Genomic DNA, 22,369 nt, shown 5'->3' on the forward strand with positions numbered 1-22,369 from the left:
GGAGATTAGGATCCATCATTTTTTCCGCTGACTTTCCCACATATGCCTCTGTTTCAAGGCTTAGCTCTCAATTCCTTGCTCACCGGTGATAACACCAAGATTGTTTCATGTAGCCAAGACTGAGTGAGGTGATGGCTGCATGTGCCATGGATTTTCCTTTCGTCAAATTAGCCAGAAAATGACATATTTAGATTTTAATTCCATCAATAAAACAAAAATAAGAATTAATATTCAATTAATTTCCATAACACAGTTATTTTAACCATATTTCAAATATGCTGGTTATTTGTGCATTGAAAACTACAAAAGCGGACATATCTTATAGCTATCTTTCCGAGGGGAGCTGGCTATGTCTGACTTAAGTGCAGGAAATCACTATGGCGTGCGGATACTAAGTCTTAATGGCGGGGGGGCCAGGGGAATGTTTACGATCAGTGTCCTTTCTGAGATTGAGAGGATACTTGCCAGCAAACACCCTAATCAGGATATTAAAATTGGCGATTATTTTGACCTCATTACAGGGACATCAATAGGCGGCATATTAGCTCTCGGCCTTGCTACAGGAAAAAGTGCCCGTGAGCTGGAACGAGTGTTCTTCGATAGGGCGAATGACATTTTTCCCAAAAGATGGTCCCTGACCAACTTGCTTAGATCACTTTGTGCTCCTATCTACCGCAGCCATCCTCTTCGCGAAACAATTCAAGAAATGATTGGGGCTGAAACCACATTCAATGACCTAACCCGGCGAGTAATGATCCCGGCAGTAAACCTTTCAACAGGAAAACCGCAGTTTTTCAAGACACCACACAACCCAGATTTTACTCGTGATGGGCCTCTTAAATTGATAGATGCCGCACTGGCAACCTCAGCCGCGCCAACGTATTTTTCCCCACACTATTGTGAGGATCTCCGCGCATATTTTGCCGATGGTGGTCTGGTCGCAAACAACCCCAGCTACATAGGACTTCTGGAAGTTTTCAGGGATATGAATTCTGACTTCAGCGTCACCCATAAAGACATACATATACTTAATATCGGTACTGTTGGTGAAGAGTATTCACTTAGTCCAAAGTTGTTGAGCAAAACATGGTGGAATGGCTACTGTCGTCTCTGGGGTATGGGAAAACGGCTGGTGCTTACAACCATGACAGCTAACCAGCATCTTCATAAAAATATGCTACAGCGTGAGCTTATGCTCCATGACGCGGTGGATAACTACATCTACCTGGATGAAATTATCCCCAATGAAGCAGCCAGTGATATCACCCTGGATAATGCCACGAAGAGTTCCCTTGAAAATTTAAGCGCAAGGGGAAGGCAGCTCGCCAATGTTAAGTTCGCTCAAGATCAGAAGCTTAAGAATTTTTTCACTACTCCCGCAAAACCCTTTAAGCGCATGAATGCGCAGGAGATCCACTGATGCGTTGGGATTTTAACAATTACTACAGCCATAGTGTGGATGGCTTAATCAGTAAACTAAAATTGGGTAAGACTGAATCCGACAAACTGAAAGCACTTCGCCAGAAAGTCCGTGAAAGAACGAGGGATGTTTTTAAAGAAGCTCGTCAAATTGCTACAGACGTCAGAAAGCAAACTCTGACGCTTGAAAGCGTTAGATTTAAACTGGAGCAAACTAATGTTCGCTACCTCTCTCCCTCAGACCGTGAGACTCTCGCTCGACTCATTTTTGAAATGGAAGATGTAGCTCGTGATGACTTCATCAAATTTCAACCTCGCTTCTGGACCCAAGGGAGTTTTCAATACGATACGTTAAACAGACCTTTTCACCCGGGTCAGGAAATGGATATCGATGACGGCACCTACATGCCAATGACGGTCTTTGAATCCGAACCCAGTATTGGGCACACCTTACTTCTTCTGCTCGTTGATACGTCACTGAAATCGTTAGAGGCTGAAAACGATGGATGGGTATATGAAGAAAAAAACACCTGCGGACGCATCAAAATTCCTCACGAGAAAACACACATCGACGTACCGATGTATGCGATCCCCAAAGAGCAATTTCAGACCAAACAAACTGCAGCCGATTCAGCACACATCATAAAAAGTGCCGACTCCATGTTCGAGTCTTTATCAGCAAACATGGATATGCGCGAGGCATATCTAGTAGAACCTGACAAAGTTAATTTAGCGCTGCGTCAGGGTGCAAGAAGGTGGTCGATCAGCGACCCCAAAATTGTTGAAGATTGGTTTAATGATAGTTGCCAGCGTATTGGCGGTCATCTCCGTTCGATTTGCCGCTTTATGAAGGCCTGGAGAGATGCCCAATGGGAAGTGGGAGGTCCTTCATCTATTAGCCTGATGGCTGCAGTTGTAAACATCCTCGACAGAGAAGCACATAATGGTTCAGACCTCACAGGGACGATGAAACTAGTTGCAAGATTACTACCTAATGAATTCTGTCGCGGTCTGGAAAGTCCCGACGATACTGATGAAAAGTTACTTTTCCCTGCCGAATGCGATCATAACGTACATCAGAGAACCATCGTTGAAACCATGAGAAATTTAGAGGGGATTTTGCTTGATGCAGAGAGTTCAAGTAGCAGGGAAGAAGCATTACGTAAGATAAACAATGCGTTTGGAAAACGAGTAACTAATGCCTCGTTAATAACTTCAATTGCTGCGGCTCCTGCATTTCAAATCTCCCCGTCTAAGGAGCAGGCGCCTGTAAAAATTAACACCACGATGGTAAGCGGCTGATGGAGGAAGGAAGGCTCCATAAAATGATGATAGAGTGCGGGTATCGCTATACGCTAGCCCGCAAACTTCCTGAAAAGGCGTTCCTACACAGTCAGGAGCGCCTGAAAGGCTATTATACGAAAGAATATGAAACCGAAGCCGGAAATTTCAATGTAGCACTAGTTATTCGGCCAGATCCTTTTACGGAACTGCCATTAGCTTGCATAGTTGATCTGCCTGAAAAGTTCAGAGATCGCCTTATGCCTCACATAAGCCAAGAAGGAATTCTCTGTTATGTAGAGCAGTTGGAAGCTGATTGGGATCCAAACAACCTTGAGGGTACGTACAAAGAAGTCGATGCCCAGATTCACCGAACACTGATTAATTCAGTTTTAGCCGCTACTAATGGCCTGAATGATAAGAGAGAACTCGAAGGTGAATTTGCAACTTACTGGCGACCTAGTGATAGTTTATATATTTTATCAAAAGCAAGCCGCGGGATCAGACTTAAAACACTGTTTTCAGAGTCAACATTTCCTGATGGTTCTCCCAGGCTAGAATATATAACTGTCCAAGAATCCTCTCCCGAGGACTCTGAAACCATTTTAAAAAAATGGCTTAATCAAAGATACCTTCGTCAAGTATCTTTGAAAAATTATTCTATCAACACTCATTATATTTCTGTAAACCCTAATCGTCTTGCTGGGATGAAATGGCCACCGACTTCATTCCGCGAATTACTGGACTGGCTAGAAAATGCGGACCATAATGCCAGGGACAGAGTGGTTCACTACATCACAACAGAGGGGAAGAAAAGATATATTTTTTTATTCGACATTTTCAATCAAGATATATTTGCCATCTATATTGAGTTAAATACTAACGCTGTTGATTTCAGAAGGCACAAGAGATCAGCTAAAAAATCAACGTCCAAACTTGCCACATTGTTAGCTGGTAAAAATGTATGCGCCTCATATAAACGATTGGGTGTGGTTCGCGCTGATATGGCAACCCTCCTTAGCCGAAATGCCCAAAGGAGAAGCAAAGAATGCTTATCCGATAAGCGTATAGCTTTAGTTGGTTGCGGAACCATTGGTGGGTATATTGCAGAATTGTTACTCCGAAACGGTGCCGGTTGTGGGAAAGGTTTACTGCATTTATTTGATGATGATATCTACCGTCCTAGTAATTTTGGTCGTCACATTTTACCTTCACATGATTTTGGGTGGTCCAAAGCGCTCTCACTCGCAACAAAACTTCAAGACTCTGTGCATTTACAGACCAGAGTTGAAGGATTTTATAAGCAATTCCCCATCAGTATTGATGTTATGAAAAAATATGACATTATTATCGATGCAACAGGTCGACCTCCTGTTTCCAAGCGTATTGCGGCTATCGTAAGACAGATTCCCTGTGAGCAAAGACCTATTATTATCCACGCCTTCAATGATGGTAATGGACGAGCATCCAAAGTTTTAATCGATGATGGCCGAAGCTGCTATGGATGTATGGTTACTAATCCAGCAAAATACCATAATGGTATCGATTCCCGATTTTACAACCTCGATATCTCAAGTGAAAAAAATAAAAGTTGTGGTAGCACATACACATCTTATGATGCGGCGGTGAGTAATATAACGGCATCTTTGGCTCAACAGGCAGTCTTGAGTACTCTTGAGCCTGACCTCAAATGGACTTACAACGAGCATATGTTAGAAGGTGGACGTTCACTGAAACCTCAGTTTTTGCCACATCAGCCTAACTGTCCTATCTGCAATGAACATAACTGAGTTAGTTTTTATCGATGATGATTACAATCATGTCGTCATCATGAGTGATGTTGTGCAGCGGTTGTATTTATATCGTCAATTACATCATGCCAGTACCGAGGCAGGAGGAATCCTTATTGGAGAACGTCGTGGGAAACACATTGTCATCACCCACATATCAGAACCAGGCGCAGGTGATATAAGATCGCGATTACGAATAGAAAGAAAAAGCAAACATCACCAGCAAAAAGTGGATGACTTATTTCAGCAATCAGACGGTTTTCTAGTCTATTTGGGCGAATGGCATACGCATCCCGAAGATTTCCCACAGCCATCAAGTACTGATCTAAGGTCTTGGCGAACCGGACTGAAAGCGACCGAGCCAATGGTTTTGCTTATTATGGGTAGGAAACAAGCATGGTGTGGTAAAAAGCATGGGAATGTCATAAAAAAATTAGAAGAAAAAAATAATCATTGAACTCATTGAATTTTCCAGATAATTCAATGACTTGCACATCCGTTAGCACCTGTAAGGTAGGTGGTTATTTTACAAAATTAGCTTTCTCAGTAACGACTGAGCCATAACAATTAAAGTATTAAAAGTTTAAGCACGAGTTTACGAGACAAGCATCCGAACTAATGTCTGAGATTATTATGCCTTGTAGTTGACACCACGTTATGTGGAAAATCATGACATGATTGGTTCATAGGAACTATTTACTCCCCATGCGTTATGAACAAATTATTCCCCCTACATCTTGACATTGTCAATTCGTATGTAAAAATACAAAAAAAAGTGAGCAAAATAGAGAAATGGAATCAAAAAACAGTAGTTTTTATTTTGATAGAGTTGACTTTTTATCTAAGTCTATCAGTTATTCAACATTAATGATTTCCTGCTTATCGATCGTCGGGATTTTCTTGAATTCTCATTGGCTCTACGGTATTGCAACCCTCACGTTTATAATACAACTCCTCACTTGGTTTGCAATGCATTTTAAAACTTCGTATGCAGCTAAGGCTATAGAAACAAAAAGATTAGAAATGCTGAGAGGTATTATAGGCGAGGAAAATTTTTACCGAGAGCGACTCTACATTGATGGTAATGCGGAAAATAAAAATGGCTTTCGTGCAGAGAGGTTAATAACACTCATACAAGAGAATGCATACTGGAACTCTATCTTATATATTAAAGCTTTCCAGCAGAAGTTATTCTATTTATTACTAACAATACTACTACTAGTTAGTATAATTATTATTATGTATACCACGCTGACTGATAATTTAGATTTTCAGTATAGCCGCGCCATATTTGGGATGCTAGTCATAAATAATTTCTATAATTTATTCTCAGAAGTGTCAGGTTTTTTCAAGGCCCACAATGAGATGAAAAAAATAGATGGATTCATAGAGATTAATAATCGCAAAGCACCAGAATATCTATCTTACATATATTCTAAATACGAACATGAGATATTTACAGCCCCAAGCATTAATAATGCAATTTATTTAAAACACAGTATACAAATAAAACAAACCTGGGCTCAACGGCTTTATAATAAAAATAACTTTCAAAGCAAACAATTGATCGACGCAATTACAGAATTAACATTATTACTCCAACCGATTGAGGAGGATTGGAGTATAACTGGTGGGGCTAATAGGTACTTACAAGGCGTTCAAATTTATGCAAATGATATTGATATCATAACAACGGAGAAAGGGGCTAATGAAATATGCAAGTTAATCAACCCTGGTATCAAAGGGGAGTTGTTTAAAACCACATCAGAAAACATCAAATCATTTTATTGTACATTTACGTTAAAAGGTATCAAAATTGAAGTAATGGGAGACCCCGAGAACAAAAGTGAATTAGCATGGAATGAAAACAAAAAATGGAAGAAAAATCAAGAGTCTCTTTTATTAAATGGTGTTGAAATACCTATTGTCAGCTTAGATTATGAAATTGAAATAAACCAAGAAATTGGCAATTATAATGCATTCAAAGACACTTGCTATCTGGAAAATTATAGATAGATTTCACCTCAACGAATATGATGTAAGAATATATTCGTAATCCTTCTCAGCTGAGATAGTCGCCATCACGCTAACAGGAGATTTCTGAAAATATATCTGATGTTTCAAATGGTCCTATACAGATAGTTGATGAGAGGACAGCAGTTCTGGTAGGCGAGTAGACACGTACTACGATCAAGTCATTCGGTAACAGCGCTTTCTGCTGACCAAAATGGCTATGCACTATTCCGACAATCAACCACTCAAGCAGCTACTATGGAGGATTACTTTGCCAATCTTATGTTGAAATGTATTTATACAAGAGGCAGAGTACAGTATTAGTGGGTCATCAACCATTTCAACGCAGGTAACAGAGCAAAAGGTAAATGGGGATAGAGAAGAAAGATTGTGTAAGCCTGATCAAATAATTCAGCTCCAAAATGTCGTGGGATGTGACAAAATATTGCCTCTAAAGATATAATGTTCAACATTCGAAGGGCAATATAATCAAGAGGCATTATGGCACGTACATACATTAAGCAAACAGTACAGAGCAATGAACAACTTTTTGATTCTTTAGTGATAAATGCTATAGATTTTCTTGAGTCGTCAATTGATGATTTAAATATAAGACCCAAAAATTCGATTGTTGATTTCTATACAGCCATTGAACTTTTCTTAAAAGCAAGGTTAATGCTCGAACACTGGACTTTAATATTAGATGATCCTGGCAAAGCTAATAAACAAAAATTTAGCGTTGGTGACTTTAATTCTGTGTATTTTAGTGACGCTGTTCAACGTCTTAAAACTGTTATTGGCATTAAACTTGATGACAGTATCCTTGATGAGTTCAGAACGTTAGGTGCGCATAGGAACCAAATTGTTCACTTTGCACACACTGGATATTCAAGCGCTCAAGCTAATAAAGCAGGGGTTGTAGCTCAACAATGGTCTTCATGGCACCATTTATATAATTTACTCACTATTGAATGGAAAGATGAATTTATTAAATTTAAGGAAGAGTTTGAGCGTGTGCATAAGAGAATGCTGCAACAAAAAGAGTTCCTCAGCACCCGATTCAATGAGCTTTCAAAGGAAATTGACGTCTTAAGATTAAAAAAAATTAAAATAGTTAAGTGCCGTCAATGTGGCCTTGAAGCCGGTAAAGTTAATGATACTCATAAATGGGGAGATGATTATGAATGTCTTGTTTGCGAATCGCAGGGCGTTGCGGTAGAGCAAGTCACTGATACTTTGCCTTGCCCAAACTGTAAAGTACCATTCGAATTTTTCAGTCCTGACATCAATAAATGTCCACAATGTGCTCATGAGATCACCACAAATATCTTAATAAAATTGTGTCGCGACGTATATGTAACGGGTGATGATTGGTGGGAGGAAGGTGGCGAATGTGTCGCTGGTTGTCACGTATGTCAGCACGCTCCAAATTCAGTTTTCTATATTGAAGGTCAGTGGAGTTGTGTTTCATGCTTTGATAGAGGATGGTCAGCAGTTAACTGTCCACATTGTGATGAGTATGTGACTGGTGATATGGAAACAATCAAATATTTCGCATGTTATAAATGCGAAGATGAGCAACGGAAGTTTATTCTAGCTGAAGCTTGAATTTCAGAGTCAATTTTCAAGTAAGTTTGCTATTTCTCGCCCTTAGAACTATCAGGAATCTAAGGCTTGGTACATAGGCATAAGGTACGTTCACCTCTGGAGGGCGGCCATGTTGCCCTTTTGAAGAACCCACCGATGGGGAAGCAACTCGGTGAAGTGGACTGACTTCACCCTGGGAGACGATCCTCCCCATAGACAGACTTTATCGATCTTCTAAGAGAAAGTGATTCTGGAAAACATCAGTGGTTTGTCACTCAAAATCTCTTTTCTCTGAAAACTCTGGAAAAATTGTTAACATTATCCTAAACCAACACTGGCACCGCCTTCCAGAATTTCTACACTGTAACAGTGTGGTAGTATCAACCGACCATGCGTTAAGCCTGATGCCCCTCCCCGGAGGGGCATTTTTCATTAACATTCACAAATCGTTGCAAAACGAATGCTCCGAAAATAGTGATCTACCGCACATATCCCCCCACATCTACCGAAGCGAATGTCTACGCTTATAGGACGCCCGGAAAAACCAGTCTTTGAGAACACATAACCGGAGGTCTTTATCACCATGTTCAACCAGAAATTACAGACTGCCGAGGAAATCGAGTTCGAAATTGCAGAAGAGCTGCGCTACGAAACCGATCCCTGTGAGTTAAAACTGGATGAGATGATCGAGGCAGAGCCGGAACCGGAAATGATTGAAGGGCTGCCGGCGTCCGATGCCCTCACGCCCGCAGACCGCTACCTTGAACTGTTTGAACACGTCCAGTCGTCGCGGCTGTTTGCGGACAGCAAAACCTTCCCCGACTGTGCGCCGAAGATGGATCCGCTGGATATCCTGATTCGCTACCGCAAGGTGCGTCGTCACCGTGATTTCGACCTGGCGCGCTTTGTGGAGAATCACTTCTGGCTGCCGGAGGATTACAGCAAAGAGTACGTCTCCGATCCCGGCTTCTCCCTGAAAGAACACATTGATAACCTGTGGCCGGTGCTGACGCGCGAGCCGCAGGATCACATCCCGTGGTCGTCGCTGCTGGCGCTGCCGCAGGCCTATATTGTGCCCGGCGGTCGCTTCAGCGAGACCTACTACTGGGACTCCTACTTCTCCATGCTGGGGCTGGCGGAAAGCGGTCGTAACGACCTGCTGAAATGCATGGCCGATAACTTCGCCTGGCTGATTGAGCGCTATGGCCATATCCCGAACGGCAACCGCACCTACTACCTCAGCCGCTCCCAGCCGCCGGTTTTTGCGCTGATGGTGGAGTTGTTTGAAGAGGACGGCGTGCGCGGGGCAAAGCGCTATCTTGAACACCTCAAGATGGAGTACGCCTTCTGGATGGACGGGGCAGAATCGCTGCTGCTCAATCAGGCCTATCGCAGTGCGGTCCGTATGCCGGACGGCTCCCTGCTTAACCGTTACTGGGACGATCGCGATACGCCGCGGGATGAATCCTGGATTGAGGACGTTGAAACCGCCCGTCATTCGGGTCGTCCGCCGAACGAGGTGTATCGCGACCTGCGCGCCGGGGCAGCCTCCGGATGGGATTACTCGTCCCGCTGGCTGCGCGATCCGGCGCGGCTGGCCAGCATCCGCACGACACAATTTATCCCCATCGATTTGAACGCGTTCCTGTTCAAGCTGGAGAGCGCTATTGCCAATATCTCAGCATCGAAAGGGGATAAAGAGACCGCCGATCTGTTCCGTCAGAAAGCCAGCGACCGCCGCGCGGCGGTGAACCGCTACCTGTGGGACGACGAGAACGGCTGTTATCGCGATTACGACTGGCGACGTGAAGCGCTGGCGCTCTTCTCCGCGGCCAGCATTGTGCCGCTGTACGTGGGCATGGCGACGCATGAGCAGGCGGAGCGGCTGTCCGATGCCGTTAAAGCCCGTCTGCTCACACCGGGCGGCATTCTCGCTACCGAATATGAAACAGGCGAACAGTGGGATAAGCCGAACGGCTGGGCGCCGCTGCAATGGATGGCCATTCAGGGGTTCAAACAGTACGGCAACGACTCGCTGGGAGATGAGATCGCCTGGAGCTGGCTGCACACGGTGAACCATTACTATAAAACCCATCATAAGCTGATTGAGAAGTACCACATCGCCAGCAGCACGCCACGCGAAGGTGGCGGGGGGGAGTATCCGTTGCAGGATGGCTTCGGCTGGACCAATGGCGTGGTGCGGCGGTTGATTGGGTTGTATGGGGAGCCCTGAGCCTCTCCCCTGAGGGGAGAGGGGAAAATAATCAGCGGATCACCTCATAAATGGCAGTCTGGATGGACTGCCATTTTTTTGTGGTGGCATCCGGCTGAGATTTAGCGCGGCGCGTGGCCATATCCGCATCATGCTGTTGGCGTTTCACCACTGCCGGGACGGTACAGAACGCTATCAGGTACTGCTTGCGCATAGACGTCAGCGATTCGCCGTTCGCCATCGCATGGCTAAGCGTGTTAATAAAGCGTCGGCAGGGCTTTTGCTCTGTCATTTGCAGGCGGTAGCGCAGCATCACTTCCAGCACGTCGTCGTAACCTGCCGATAACGCCTCTTCTGTCCATGACACTTTCCAGTCCATCCCGCCCTGCAAGAACAGGAGCGCCACGCGGGTATCGTTGCGGCTGATAGCTGAACGGAAGTTGTTTTCATCCCAGGTCACACCCATACGCGTCAGCGTTTCTCGCGAGGAAGGCGTTTCGCGCATCTCCTGCACCGGCGCGGGAGATGCCGAACTGGCCACAGCCGGCTGGGGTTTACTGCTGGTCACCAGCCAGGCTCCCCCACGATAATCGCGATAACCATCACGCCAACCGCTCCCCACAGCACGCCGGAAATCAGCTGTTCGCGCTGCTCGGGCGTTCGCGCGGCGCGCTGGGTGGGTTTCTCTATGCTGTCGCGCACTTCAAAAAGATCGCCACCCGTGGTGCGATCCCTTTTCTGCGCCTTTTCCCAGAACGCGTGCAGCTCGCTTTCCTCCACCGCCATGAGCGCTGCCGGGTTAATGCGTGTCCGCCCTTCCTCAAACGCGCGCTGAACGGAGCGGGTTATCTGCGTGTAATAGCTGTCGAGCAGCTGGATTTGCGCCCCGCTTAACGGCTGCTGTACGGTGATGCTGTTGCGGATTTGACGGATATCCTCGAGGAAGGTTTGCAGTGTTTTGCGAGGCTCTACCAGCAGCGTCAGCATGTCCGGGTCGTTAAACAGCGACGCGTAGTAGCGGCTAAATTCTTTTTTATCCACCAGCATCTGGGCCAGCTCGCTGAACAACATGCCGCTCAGCACATCGTTAATTTCACCGTTTTTCAGCCAGCGACGCACGCGATCGGCGTTAAACAAGGTCTTAAGATGATTATTCAGCCGCGTCGGATCGGGCCACGCCTGCTGTATCAGGCCTTTTATCATTAGCTCGATGGCTCGCACCTGTTTCTGCGCCTGAAGCTGGCTCTCTTGCTCTGGCGCCACCCCGGTATCGTAGGTCAGGAGGGGCTGTTGCAAACGCAGATATTCAAGGGCGGTTACAAAGCGCATCGCCGCAATCAGCTGGTTTTCGCTGACGTCCTGCCCGCTTTCATACTGGGGGACGCGCTGCTGAAGCAAGCGTAATTGCAGCGTAAAGGCCGTCATTTCCGCATCATTCAGGTTCAGCTTCCTGGCAACGGCGCCCCACCCACCCAGCCCCAGGCGGGCGCTGTCCAGCTGTTCCAGAAACCAGCGTGGATCTTTGCCTTCACTAACAGGTACATTCAACAGAAGTAAGATTTCGACAGACGCCTGACGGATCGCCGCCAGGCAGTGTTCAAACTGCTCGCGGGTATGATGCGATGAGCTCATCATCTTTGTTTTCCTTGAGAGACAACGAATACCGCTAAAGCGGCATTAAAGGTGATTTTTCTTTTTATTTATACGAGGTTAAACATACCTGACTTTCTGTTGAAATAAAGTGACAACCCTATAATCATTTACAATGCCTCAGGAGAATCTGAATGCCCGCCTTTACGACCGCACGCCTCACCTGCTCGTCGCTTCAGGAGCAAGACTGGCCCTTTTTTCTGTCGCTTCAGCAACATCCTGACGTGATGCGTTTTGTCGCCGAGGCGCGTAGCGAGGCGGACATTCGGGAAGCCTTTGAGTCTCGACTGTTGCCGTGGACGCCGGGCAGCGCACACTGGCTCTGCCTTGTGGTGCGTGATACGGCCAGCCAGACGCCGCTGGGCGTAACCGGCTATGTACACCGGGAAGCAGATTGTGCCGAAGTTGGTTTTCTCTTTGCGCCCTCTGCGCAGGGGAAAGGTTACGGCTTTGAATCGCTGCGGGCCGTGTGTGATTTCGCGTTGACTCAGGGCAATATTCGTCGGCTCACCGCCACCGTTACCGCGGGAAATATCGCCTCAAGGCGGCTGCTGGAAAAAACAGGTTTTCAGCTGGAAGGTGAGTTGCGCGAGAGTTATTTCCTTTCAGGGCAATGGCATAACGACTGGCTGTTCGGTTTATTGAAAAAGGAATACCCGTTCAGTAAAACCTGATCAACAGCCATTTGGCGGATATTCCCCGGACGTCGTTTCCTCTATAGTCGCGCCATTAAGAGGAAACGCTTATGACGGGTTATGCAATGCAGATAACGTCTGCTGCAATCGCATTAATTAAAAAGCAGCAGGGACTTTCCCTGGAAAAATACCGTGACGAAAAGGGAATATGGGTTATAGGTTACGGTCACGTGATTCGCCAGTGGGAGAAATTTAACGGCCTCATTACGCCGGCTGAGGCGGAGTATTTGCTTTTCAATGATATTCAATTATGTGAGACGCTGCTGCGGGAAACGAACCGACGCCCATTAACCCAACAGCAGCATGATGCTCTGGTATTAACTCTCTTTAGTTTTGGGGAAGACTCCCCTCTGCCAGAGAAGATCCTTCAGGCCATTGCCCGGGTGTAGTACATCGCGGCCTGCGTCCGGTTTTTGACGTCAAGACGGCGGAAAAGCGTCTCAAGATGCGCTTTTACCGTTGCCGCACTGATGTTGAGATTACGCCCAATCTCTTTATTCGACTCTCCGGCCGCCAGTAACTTCAACACCTCACGCTGGCGCTCGCTTAACAATGACAGCTCATCATGAGAGGAGTGCTGCTTCAGCCACTCGCCGGGAAAACAGACCATTCCTCGCGATACCGAATCCAGCACTGCGGAAAAGCGTTCGGGATTCGCATTGCGGGGGATTATCGCCACCACGTTGCGCTGTAGCATTTGCTCAACCCAGCGAGGCTCTTTTTTCGTTAATACCAACACCACGCGCGCCGCTGGAAAACGTTCCGTAATCTCTTCCAGTAAAGCCACGCCATTATCATGAATTAAATATCCATCTATCATGACGATAGCGGAGGGTGACGCGGATAATTGCGCCCATAATTCATCAGTCTGACGAGTCCCTGTCAAATCTATTTCCGGAATTAACTTCTGCAAACTGCACATCGCTCCATGAATAAATAATGACTGCCTGTCAAACATGATTACTCGCATCGTTTTACTCCTCTGAGAATAGCGAAGGGGGATTCTACAGAGGCATTTTTTAAGAAAAAACTCAATGAACGGAGAGGTTACAATTCATCCAGCTATCTTTATATTTTCCCGCATTTAGACATACCTGAATTAAGGATTTCCTTAAAAGGGTTCCCTCCCCTTAAGATCGAACATTACAGGAACATACCGCCTGAGACTTCAATACGTTGCGCATTCATCCAGCCCAGTTTGTCGCTGAGCAGGGCCGCAATGGCGTCACCAATATCATCGGGCAGGCCCACGCGTCCCAGCGCAGTTTGCGACGCCAGCAGCTGGTTAAGCTCCGCATTATCCCGCACGCGTCCGCCACCAAAGTCGGTTTCAATGGCGCCGGGCGCGATGATATTGACGGAAATACCGCGCGCGCCCAGCTCTTTTGCCTGATAGCGGGTCAGCACTTCCATCGCCCCTTTCATGGCCGCGTAGGTGCCTGAGCCTGGCTGAGTAAAACGGGCCAGTCCGCTGGAGACGTTCAGGATCCGTCCCCCGTCTTTTATTAACGGCAGCAGCTGCTGCGTGAGGAAAAACGGGCCTTTGAAATGAATGTTCACCGCATCGTCAAACTGCGCCTCCGTCGTCTCGGTATAGGGGGCGTATAAGCCTGTGCCGGCGTTGTTCACTAAATAGTCAAAGGTGTCACGTTGCCAGACGTGCTGAAGAGTGTCCTTCACCTGTTGAGCAAAATGCGGAAAACTTGCCGTATCGCCGACGTTAAGCTGCAATGCGGCCGCTTTTCCGCCTTTTTCCTCTATTTCGCGCACAACGTCATGCGCCTCCTGCTGGCTGCTGTTCCAGGTCAGGATGATGCCTGTCCCTTCCGCAGCCAGCTTCAGAACGGCGTTTTTACCCAGGCCGCGGCTACCGCCGGTCACTAATGCAATACGTTCACGCATAATTCACCTCGTTTCGTCTGTGATGAAGATTGAGAAAGAGCTTATTAGATGGTAGAAATCAATAAATACTCCTGCTAACGCTTCACTGTTTCATTCATAACAACAATGAATAACATCTATGGATAAAATACACGCAATGCAGCTTTTCCTTCGCGTCGCGGAACTGGAGAGTTTTTCCCGCGCCGCGGAGACGTTAAGCCTGCCGAAAGGGAGCGTATCGCGGCAGATCCAGGCCCTGGAAAACGCGCTGGGTACGCAGCTGCTGCACCGCACTACCCGCCGCGTCAGCCTGACGCAGGACGGCATGGTTTATTACGAACGTGCAAAAGATCTGCTGATGAATCTGGACGAGCTGGACGGCATGTTCCTGCACGACCCCTCCTCCATCAGCGGTCGGCTACGCGTGGATATGCCCGTTGCCATTGCGCGAAATGTGGTCATCCCAAAACTGCCTGCCTTTTTACAGCAGTACCCCGGCATTGAGCTGGAGCTGAGCAGCAGCGACCGCCTGGTGGACGTCATCCGCGAAGGATTTGACTGCGTGGTGCGCGTGGGTAACCTGAAGGACTCCGGGCTTATCGCCCGTCCGCTTGGGAAACTTTCGGTGATTAACTGCGCCAGCCCGGACTATCTGACGCGATTCGGCTACCCTGAGACGCTGGACGATTTGGCCTCACACGCCCTCATTCACTACTCCGCCACGCTGGGCACCCGCCCGCTGGGTTTTGAGTATTTCAACGGCAGCGCAACCCAGTGGGTGAAAACGGGAGGCGTACTAACGGTCAACAGCACGGAAACCTACCAGGCCGCCTGTATCGCCGGGCTTGGCATTATTCAGGTCCCACGCGTCGGGGTGCGTGATGCCCTGCGCACGAAAAAACTCGTGGAGATCCTGCCGCAGTACCGGGCTGAACCGATGCCCGTCTCCCTCATTTATCCCCACCGCCGTAACCTCTCCCGCCGGGTGAATGTGTTTATGGCGTGGCTTACCGAACTCACAAAAAGTTACGTGGACTAGTCGCAAGCTATAATTCAGTAACATCCAGCTCAACGAAAAGGAAAATGCGCGTGACGCCGGAAAATAACCCGCAACGACCGACTCAACATTTAGATTATGAACCCATCAAAAAGATGGATAACGAACCTGAAGCGCCGAAAGAGCCTGGAACGGCCAGCAAAGCGCTGGGCACCGTAACCGGTATAGCTGAAAAAATTCAGCATATACCCGCGATTGCCCACCTGATACGCGCCGCTGAGCGCTTCAATGACCGCATGGGAAATCAGTTCGGCGCGGCGATCACCTACTTCTCTTTCCTGTCGATGATCCCCATCCTGATGGTGTCGTTTGCCGCCGCCGGTTTTGTGCTGGCGTCTCACCCGACGCTATTGCAGGACATCTTCAATAAGATCCTGAACAACGTTAGCGACCAGACGCTCGCCACGACGCTTAAAAGCACCATCAATACCGCAGTGCAGCAGCGTACCACCGTGGGTATCGTCGGGTTGCTCATTGCGCTCTACTCCGGGGTGAACTGGATGGGCAACCTGCGTGAGGCCATTCGCGCCCAGTCGCGTGACGTCTGGGAGCGTACGCCGCAGGACCAGGAGAAGATATGGGTGAAGTATCTGCGCGACTTTATTTCGCTGATTGGGCTGCTGGTGGCGCTGGTCATCACGCTCTCTATCACCTCGGTCGCCGGTTCCGCGCAGCAGATGATTATCTCCGCGCTGTATCTGGATTACATTGAATGGCTTAAGCCGGCCTGGCGCGGTATAGGGCTTGCCATCTCCATCTTTGCTAACTACCTGCTGTTCTTCTGGATCTTCTGGCGTTTGCCCCGCCATCGCCCGCGCAAGAAGGCGCTGATCCGCGGGACGTTGATTGCCGCTATTGGTTTTGAGGTGATCAAAATTGTGATGACCTATACGCTGCCGTCGCTGGTCAAGTCTCCCTCCGGCGCGGCCTTTGGTTCAGTGCTGGGGCTGATGGCCTTCTTCTATTTCTTCGCGCGCCTGACGCTGTTCTGCGCCGCGTGGATCGCTACCGCAGAGTATAAAGACGACCCGCGCATGCCGGGAAAAACCCACCACTGATGTTCTGTCGGGCTGATATTTCAGCCCGATTCATCATTTCAGCATATAAATCCAGACCGTAACTTTTATTTAACTCAAAACCAGTTTTAATGACTGATATTTAAAATGTGTGAAGCATTTCATGGAAGTGTTTTCGCTGGCCTGAAAATTATCCGCTTTTTGTTGCTTTTATGACCACGCCACGCCTTTGTTACAGATTGAAATGTCGCTTTTGCTGTGCCTAATATGGCCCTTCGTTCGTCCAAAAATAAGAAAATATTATGCAAGCAACAGCCACCACACTTAACGAAGGGGCGGAACACGTTCCGGTCAACTCCCGCAATAAAGTCGTCGTCGCATCGCTGATTGGCACCGCCATTGAGTTCTTCGACTTTTACATTTATGCCACCGCTGCGGTCATTGTCTTTCCGCATATTTTCTTCCCACAGGGCGACCCGACGGCAGCCACGCTACAGTCTTTAGCCACCTTTGCTATCGCCTTCGTTGCGCGTCCGATTGGTTCAGCGGTCTTTGGGCATTTTGGCGATCGCGTTGGCCGTAAAGTGACGCTGGTTGCCTCGCTGCTGACCATGGGGATCTCTACGGTTGCCATCGGCCTGCTGCCGACCTATGAGACTATTGGCATTCTGGCGCCCGTGCTGCTGGCGCTGGCGCGCTTTGGTCAGGGTTTAGGCCTGGGCGGGGAATGGGGCGGCGCGGCGCTGCTGGCGACCGAAAACGCCCCGGCGCGCAAGCGTGCCCTGTATGGCTCTTTCCCGCAGCTGGGCGCACCGATTGGCTTCTTCTTCGCTAACGGCACCTTCCTGCTCCTCTCCTGGCTGCTGACCGATGAACAGTTCATGAGCTGGGGCTGGCGTATTCCGTTCGTCTTCTCAGCCGTGCTGGTGCTGATTGGCCTGTACGTGCGCGTGTCCCTGCACGAAACGCCGGTCTTCGTGAAAGTCGCCGCGGCGAAAAAACAGGTTAAAGTTCCGCTGGGCACGCTGCTGACCAAACACCTTCGCGTAACCGTGCTGGGCACGTTCATTATGCTGGCGACCTATACGCTGTTCTACATCATGACCGTTTACTCCATGACCTACAGCACCGCCGCCGTACCGGTCGGGCTGGGCCTGCCGCGTAACGAAGTGCTGTGGATGCTGATGATGGCGGTTATTGGATTTGGCGTGATGGTGCCCATCGCGGGCCTGCTGGCGGATAAATTTGGCCGTCGTTCAAGCATGATCGTCATCACCTCGCTGATCATCCTGTTCGCGCTGTTTGTCTTCCCGCCGCTGCTGGGTTCAGGTAGCCCTGCGCTGGTGATGGCGTATCTGCTGATTGGCCTGAGCCTGATGGGACTGACCTTTGGCCCGATGGGCGCGCTGCTGCCGGAGCTGTTTCCGACTGAAGTGCGTTATACCGGCGCGTCGTTCTCCTATAACGTTTCGTCTATTCTGGGCGCCTCGGTCGCCCCGTATATCGCCACCTGGCTTCAGGCAAACTATGGCCTGTTCTATGTGGGCGTCTATCTGGCGGCAATGGCAGCGCTGACGCTGATTGCGCTGCTGCTGACGCACGAAACTAAACATCAGTCGCTGTAAGATGATGCCGGGTGGCGGCTACGCCTTACCCGGCCTACGATTCACATGTAGGCCGGGTAAGCGCAGCGCCACCCGGCAAGAACGGGCCACACCTTACTTCTTCATTTGCGACAAAATCGTCCGACACTGATTCGCTTCGCCTTCTGACGGCGAAATCAACGCCAGCAGCGCCGCCGCAGGGGTGACCAGCGTGGCGAGTGCGGCGGCAACTGCACCGCGCGCAATCAGCGGCCCGGCCTTAACGCCCGCCTGCGGCTCTTTGAAGGTCCCGCGCACGTAGAGCGGCGAACGCAGGGTAATGATACGAATACCTTTACTTTCCGGATCGATGGTTAAATCCAGCTGCTCGGACGCCATGCTGGCGGTACCGGTGATGTTGATAACCGCGTTTTCCGTGTCGAAGGCGAAAATCTGCGGACGCGCCACGCCGTTGACCAGATCCACGTTTGCCGCCGCGCAGTTCACGCGCACTTCGTCGTCACCGAAGATTTGCCCGATGATAAAGTTCCCGACGTTCAGCCCCAGGATCTCCATCAGGTTACGGCTCACCAGACCGTCGTTCATCAGCAGCTTCAGGTTGCCGTTTCCGCTGCCCAGCAGCGCCGCCACGGAGTTGCCCGTGCCGCGAATGTCCGCGTCGCCGTTCATCTCACCGAGGGTCTTCTGCATCAGCTCCACGTCCGGCATCAGCTCTTTCAGCTTCAGCCGGCGCGCCTGGATCTCCGCCCGTCCCTGCATCGGCTTTTTATCCCCCTCCAGGTGGATATTCGATGAAATGGTTCCTCCCGCCATGCCAAACTTCAGCGGTTGCAGGCGCAGGTCGGCGTTTTTCAGGATGATATGGGTTGAGAGATTGCTCAACGGCAGCGTGCTGCCATGCTCAATTTTACGTCCTTTGAAGCGCACGTCCGCATCCATCACGTCCCACTTGTCGGTTTCGAAGCGGTCATAGGGCAGTACTTTGCCCGCAGGCTGGACGTCCTTTTTGACCTCTTTTGACTTCGTGCCTTTACCCGAATCTACGCCAATCAGCGGCCCGAGATCGGCCAGACGCAGCTGGCGGGATTCAACGTCACCCTCCAGTTTCGGGCGTGGTTTTCCGGTGGTGTAGGTCAGCGTACCGTGAATATCGCTGTCGCCGATGCGGCCGTTGAACCCACGGTAGTCAAAGACGGACGATTTTTCAGCGTCGATTTTTGCGACCAGGCGCCCGTCCGTTTCGAACGGCGGGGTATCCGGCAGCAGCACGCCGGTGAGATCGTACAGTTCACCCAGCGAATCGCCGGCAAACTTAAGCTGGAGGTCGACGCCGCCCATGTTCATCGGGTCGTTAACCGTGCCCACGAACGCCACGCGGGTATTGCCCGAGCGGAAATCCGCCTGCACCGGGAACGGCGTGCCCTCGCTTCTGAGCGCCAGCATGCCGCCGATTTTGCCTTTGCCGGTGAGCGGCTGGCCGTTGTAGCGCCCCTTCGCCGTCAGGCCGAAGACGTAATCGCCCGCTTTGCTGTCATCGCCTTTGGCTTTACTGCCCGTCACTTCGCTAAACGGCAGCGGCTTGCCCAGCGGATCGACGAGGATCTCTACGTCGGCCTTGCTCACCTTATCGTCAATGGCGATCCGCCCGCGATCAAACAGAATATTGTCGAGGCGGAAAGACCACGAAGAGGGCTGCGCATTCGGATCTTTATCGTCGCTGCCGGCGAGATCGAACGTCCAGTTGTTGTTTTTCTCAGACAGGCGAATCAGCCGCGCGTCGGGCTGCTGAAGTTTGATCCACGGCAGATAGACCGTTTTCGTTAACAGGGCTAACGGCGCGAGCGTGGCTTCCACGCGCGGCAGGTGGATCATGGTCACTTCGGGGATATCGGGCGGGTTGCCAAGCATAATGTCGTCGGCATGGACGTGCGGCCAGGGCACCCAGCTTCGCCAGCCGGTTTCCTCTTTCTGGCGCTCCCACACGACGCCCAAATCGCCACGTATTGCGAAGGGGCGGTTTAGCTCGGCTGAGACTTTCTGGTTGATGGTCGGTTTGAGGCGGTTCCAGTCAAACGTGGCGATAATGATGATTAAGACCACGATCAGCAACACGAAAATCCCTGCTGTCCAGGAAATCACCCTGGTTGTTTTTGTCATTGTTGTCCCCTTTCCTGATGAACTTGCCTATAAAACTATAGTTCAGACAAAGGGAAGCGGGCATATCAGAGCGTGGTTATCACCTTTTCCAGGGTATCCATAGGGACAGGACGAGAAAGGAAATAACCCTGTGCCGCGGCTGCCGGGGAATTTTGCACGTCGCGCCACTCTTCCAGCGTTTCCACGCCTTCCACAATGACGCCCTGACAATAGCGGTTCATCAGTTGCAGGAGCATAGTAAACAGGTTCCGTCCCTCCGACGTCTGGCGCAGCATAATAAACAGATCGCGGGCCACTTTGATGTAGTCATAACGCACTTCGCTCAGGGCGGAGAAGTTCGCCATGCCGGTACCGAAATCATCCAACCACAGCGGGCCAAATTCACACATCGAGGCAAACGACGAGTCCTGCGGCAGACGCACGTGCTCCACCAGTTCGAAGCGCATCCACGGCAGGGTGGCAATCAGCGCCTGCAACGTCGCATTCTGACGTAACGCCATCAGAGTTGGGCCATCCACGTTCACCGACGCCAGAATACCGTGCTGCTCGAAGAAGGCCTGCTTCGTCGCCAGCATTCTCAGCTGCTCTTCCAGCACGTCGATGCGCTGACGCACGGCAACCTCCGCAAAATAGCGGTCCGGCGCGATACGCTGTGAAGGATTCGACGGATGAGTGACGATCGTTAATACCTCAATCGCCATTAACCGACCGTCGGTACGGTAGATGGGCTGATAGGTATACGCTCGCTCGCATTGCAGCCAGTAGCGATGCTCCTGCAAGTTCTCAATACTTGCCTCAGGCGTAGTGCTCAGCCGCTGGATAACCTGCTCTGACTTCATTTCGGATGTCCTGTTGTATGGGATAGCCTTTCTGGACTCGTCACTGAGTTATCGGCCCGCCAGGTGAGAACTTTATGTTCAATTCACCGGGAAAATGAAATTAAGATGACAGAAATATGCCGGAACACGCGCTGGCTCAAAAAAAATAATGGAACGTCGTTTTAATATGGTTGACCGTAAAAAACACACAGCGCACACTACCTTTAATTACTCTGTTCAGGTTCACGACTATGTCTAAGAAAATTGCCGTGATTGGCGAATGCATGATTGAGCTGTCCCAGAAAGGCGCGGAAGTGAGCCGCGGTTTTGGCGGCGATACATTGAACACCTCCGTTTACATTGCCCGTCAGGTCGCCCCCGACGCGCTGAGCGTGGATTACGTTACTGCGCTCGGCACGGACAGCTTCAGCCAGCAGATGCTGGAAGCCTGGCAGGGTGAAAATGTTGGGACGTCGCTGATCCAGCGAATGGAAAACCGTCTGCCGGGTCTGTACTACATCGAAACCGACAGCACCGGCGAGCGCACCTTCTACTACTGGCGTAATGAAGCGGCTGCCAAATTCTGGCTGGAAAGCGATGCCGCCGCCGCGATTTGTGAAGAGCTGGCCACCTTTGATTACCTCTACCTGAGCGGGATTAGCCTGGCGATCCTGAGCCAGCAGAGCCGTGAAAAGCTGCTGTCACTGCTGCGCGAATGCCGCGCCAACGGCGGCAAAGTGATTTTCGATAACAACTACCGTCCGCGCCTCTGGGCCAGCCGTGAAGAGACGCAGCAGGTGTACCAGCAGATGCTGGAATGCACCGATATCGCCTTCCTGACGCTGGATGATGAAGATGCCCTGTGGGGTGAAAAACCGGTTGATGAGGTTATCGCCCGGACGCAGGCCGCTGGGGTCAGTGAAGTGGTGATTAAGCGCGGGGCGGAGTCTTGCCTGGTGGCGGTGACGGGTGAAGCCGTGACAGAGGTTCCGGCGGTGAAGCTGGCGAAAGAGAAAGTGATTGATACCACTGCGGCGGGCGATTCTTTCAGCGCGGGCTATCTGGCGGTACGTCTGACCGGCGGTACACCGGAAGCGGCAGCGCAGCGCGGTCACCTGACGGCCAGCACGGTGATTCAGTATCGCGGAGCGATTATTCCGCGCGAGGCGATGCCTGCTTAAGAACGGTG

17 protein-coding genes and 1 pseudogene are annotated in these 22,369 nt (G+C 50.0%); 13 read left to right on the forward strand and 5 right to left on the reverse strand.

Annotated features, from left to right (window positions below):
- The first annotated feature begins 349 nt into the window (after nt 1-349).
- The 7 genes from DBR02_RS09290 to DBR02_RS09320 all read left to right on the forward strand — a co-directional run bounded on the left by DBR02_RS09290 (nt 350) and on the right by DBR02_RS09320 (nt 10,323).
- Nucleotides 350-1,420, forward strand: a complete 1,071-nt coding sequence (locus DBR02_RS09290) for a CBASS cGAMP-activated phospholipase (protein ID WP_047058653.1) — start codon at nt 350-352, stop codon at nt 1,418-1,420.
- Nucleotides 1,420-2,721, forward strand: coding sequence for a CBASS cGAMP synthase (locus DBR02_RS09295; RefSeq protein ID WP_047058651.1), 1,302 nt, complete (start codon nt 1,420-1,422; stop codon nt 2,719-2,721). The genes DBR02_RS09290 and DBR02_RS09295 overlap by 1 nt, the downstream gene beginning before the upstream one ends.
- 23 nt (nt 2,722-2,744) lie before the next feature.
- A complete protein-coding gene (locus tag DBR02_RS09300; protein WP_233158396.1) occupies nt 2,745-4,490 on the forward strand; it encodes an E2/UBC family protein in 1,746 nt (581 codons plus the stop codon).
- Nucleotides 4,477-4,947: a CBASS system CD-NTase/cGAS isopeptidase Cap3 gene (gene cap3, locus DBR02_RS09305; RefSeq protein WP_023309573.1), complete on the forward strand. Its 471-nt coding sequence runs from the start codon at nt 4,477-4,479 to the stop codon at nt 4,945-4,947. Before DBR02_RS09300 ends, cap3 begins: the two co-directional genes overlap by 14 nt.
- Before the next feature lie 335 nt (nt 4,948-5,282).
- Nucleotides 5,283-6,506 (forward strand): nucleotidyltransferase domain-containing protein, encoded by a 1,224-nt coding sequence (locus DBR02_RS09310; protein WP_047719976.1) that lies wholly within the window; start codon nt 5,283-5,285, stop codon nt 6,504-6,506.
- Between the two features lie 498 nt (nt 6,507-7,004).
- Entirely contained in the window at nt 7,005-8,111 is a 1,107-nt protein-coding gene (locus tag DBR02_RS09315; RefSeq protein WP_047058647.1) for a hypothetical protein, read from the forward strand.
- Between the two features lie 562 nt (nt 8,112-8,673).
- A complete protein-coding gene (locus tag DBR02_RS09320) occupies nt 8,674-10,323 on the forward strand; it encodes an alpha,alpha-trehalase (protein WP_063865347.1) in 1,650 nt (549 codons plus the stop codon).
- Between the two features lie 31 nt (nt 10,324-10,354).
- Here DBR02_RS09320 and DBR02_RS09325 read toward each other — a convergent pair.
- A pseudogene (locus DBR02_RS09325) lies at nt 10,355-11,937 on the reverse strand (STY4199 family HEPN domain-containing protein).
- A 149-nt stretch (nt 11,938-12,086) separates the two neighbouring features.
- Between DBR02_RS09325 and DBR02_RS09330 the strand changes: the two are divergent.
- Together DBR02_RS09330 and DBR02_RS09335 are read left to right on the forward strand one after the other, a co-directional pair.
- Nucleotides 12,087-12,626 carry a GNAT family N-acetyltransferase gene (locus tag DBR02_RS09330; protein ID WP_107534154.1) on the forward strand — a complete coding sequence of 180 codons (540 nt, stop codon included), beginning with the start codon at nt 12,087-12,089 and terminating at the stop codon, nt 12,624-12,626.
- Nucleotides 12,627-12,697: 71 nt separating this feature from the next.
- Complete coding sequence (locus tag DBR02_RS09335) at nt 12,698-13,036, forward strand: lysozyme (RefSeq protein WP_107534155.1); 339 nt, start codon at nt 12,698-12,700, stop codon at nt 13,034-13,036.
- Here DBR02_RS09335 and DBR02_RS09340 read toward each other — a convergent pair.
- Nucleotides 13,015-13,617: a response regulator transcription factor gene (locus DBR02_RS09340; protein WP_107534157.1), complete on the reverse strand. Its 603-nt coding sequence runs from the start codon at nt 13,615-13,617 to the stop codon at nt 13,015-13,017. The genes DBR02_RS09335 and DBR02_RS09340 overlap by 22 nt on opposite strands.
- 173 nt (nt 13,618-13,790) lie before the next feature.
- Nucleotides 13,791-14,549 carry an SDR family NAD(P)-dependent oxidoreductase gene (locus tag DBR02_RS09345; RefSeq protein WP_107534159.1) on the reverse strand — a complete coding sequence of 253 codons (759 nt, stop codon included), beginning with the start codon at nt 14,547-14,549 and terminating at the stop codon, nt 13,791-13,793.
- A gap of 118 nt (nt 14,550-14,667) precedes the next feature.
- On the opposite strand from DBR02_RS09345, the gene DBR02_RS09350 reads away from it, so the two are divergent.
- The 3 genes from DBR02_RS09350 (at nt 14,668) to DBR02_RS09360 (ending at nt 18,226) form a co-directional block, all read left to right on the forward strand.
- Nucleotides 14,668-15,567, forward strand: a complete 900-nt coding sequence (locus tag DBR02_RS09350) for a LysR family transcriptional regulator (protein ID WP_107534161.1) — start codon at nt 14,668-14,670, stop codon at nt 15,565-15,567.
- A gap of 50 nt (nt 15,568-15,617) precedes the next feature.
- On the forward strand, nt 15,618-16,643 hold the full coding sequence (gene yhjD, locus DBR02_RS09355) for an inner membrane protein YhjD (protein WP_107535635.1): 1,026 nt from the start codon (nt 15,618-15,620) through the stop codon (nt 16,641-16,643).
- 260 nt (nt 16,644-16,903) lie between these two features.
- On the forward strand, nt 16,904-18,226 hold the full coding sequence (locus DBR02_RS09360; RefSeq protein ID WP_107534163.1) for an MFS transporter: 1,323 nt from the start codon (nt 16,904-16,906) through the stop codon (nt 18,224-18,226).
- 93 nt (nt 18,227-18,319) lie between these two features.
- On the opposite strand, the gene DBR02_RS09365 is transcribed toward DBR02_RS09360, so the two are convergent.
- Together DBR02_RS09365 and pdeH are read right to left on the reverse strand one after the other, a co-directional pair.
- Entirely contained in the window at nt 18,320-20,362 is a 2,043-nt protein-coding gene (locus DBR02_RS09365; RefSeq protein WP_063450021.1) for an AsmA family protein, read from the reverse strand.
- Between the two features lie 65 nt (nt 20,363-20,427).
- Entirely contained in the window at nt 20,428-21,201 is a 774-nt protein-coding gene (gene pdeH / locus DBR02_RS09370; protein ID WP_063450022.1) for a cyclic-guanylate-specific phosphodiesterase, read from the reverse strand.
- 230 nt (nt 21,202-21,431) lie between these two features.
- Here pdeH and DBR02_RS09375 point away from each other — a divergent pair, with 230 nt between their 5' ends.
- The gene (locus tag DBR02_RS09375; protein WP_107534165.1) at nt 21,432-22,361 is read left to right on the forward strand and encodes a sugar kinase; all 930 of its coding nucleotides are present in this window, start codon (nt 21,432-21,434) and stop codon (nt 22,359-22,361) included.
- The last annotated feature ends 8 nt before the right edge of the window (nt 22,362-22,369 follow it).

This window comes from Enterobacter cloacae complex sp. (assembly GCF_900322725.1).
GTDB classification, from domain to species: Bacteria; Pseudomonadota; Gammaproteobacteria; order Enterobacterales; family Enterobacteriaceae; genus Enterobacter; species Enterobacter quasihormaechei.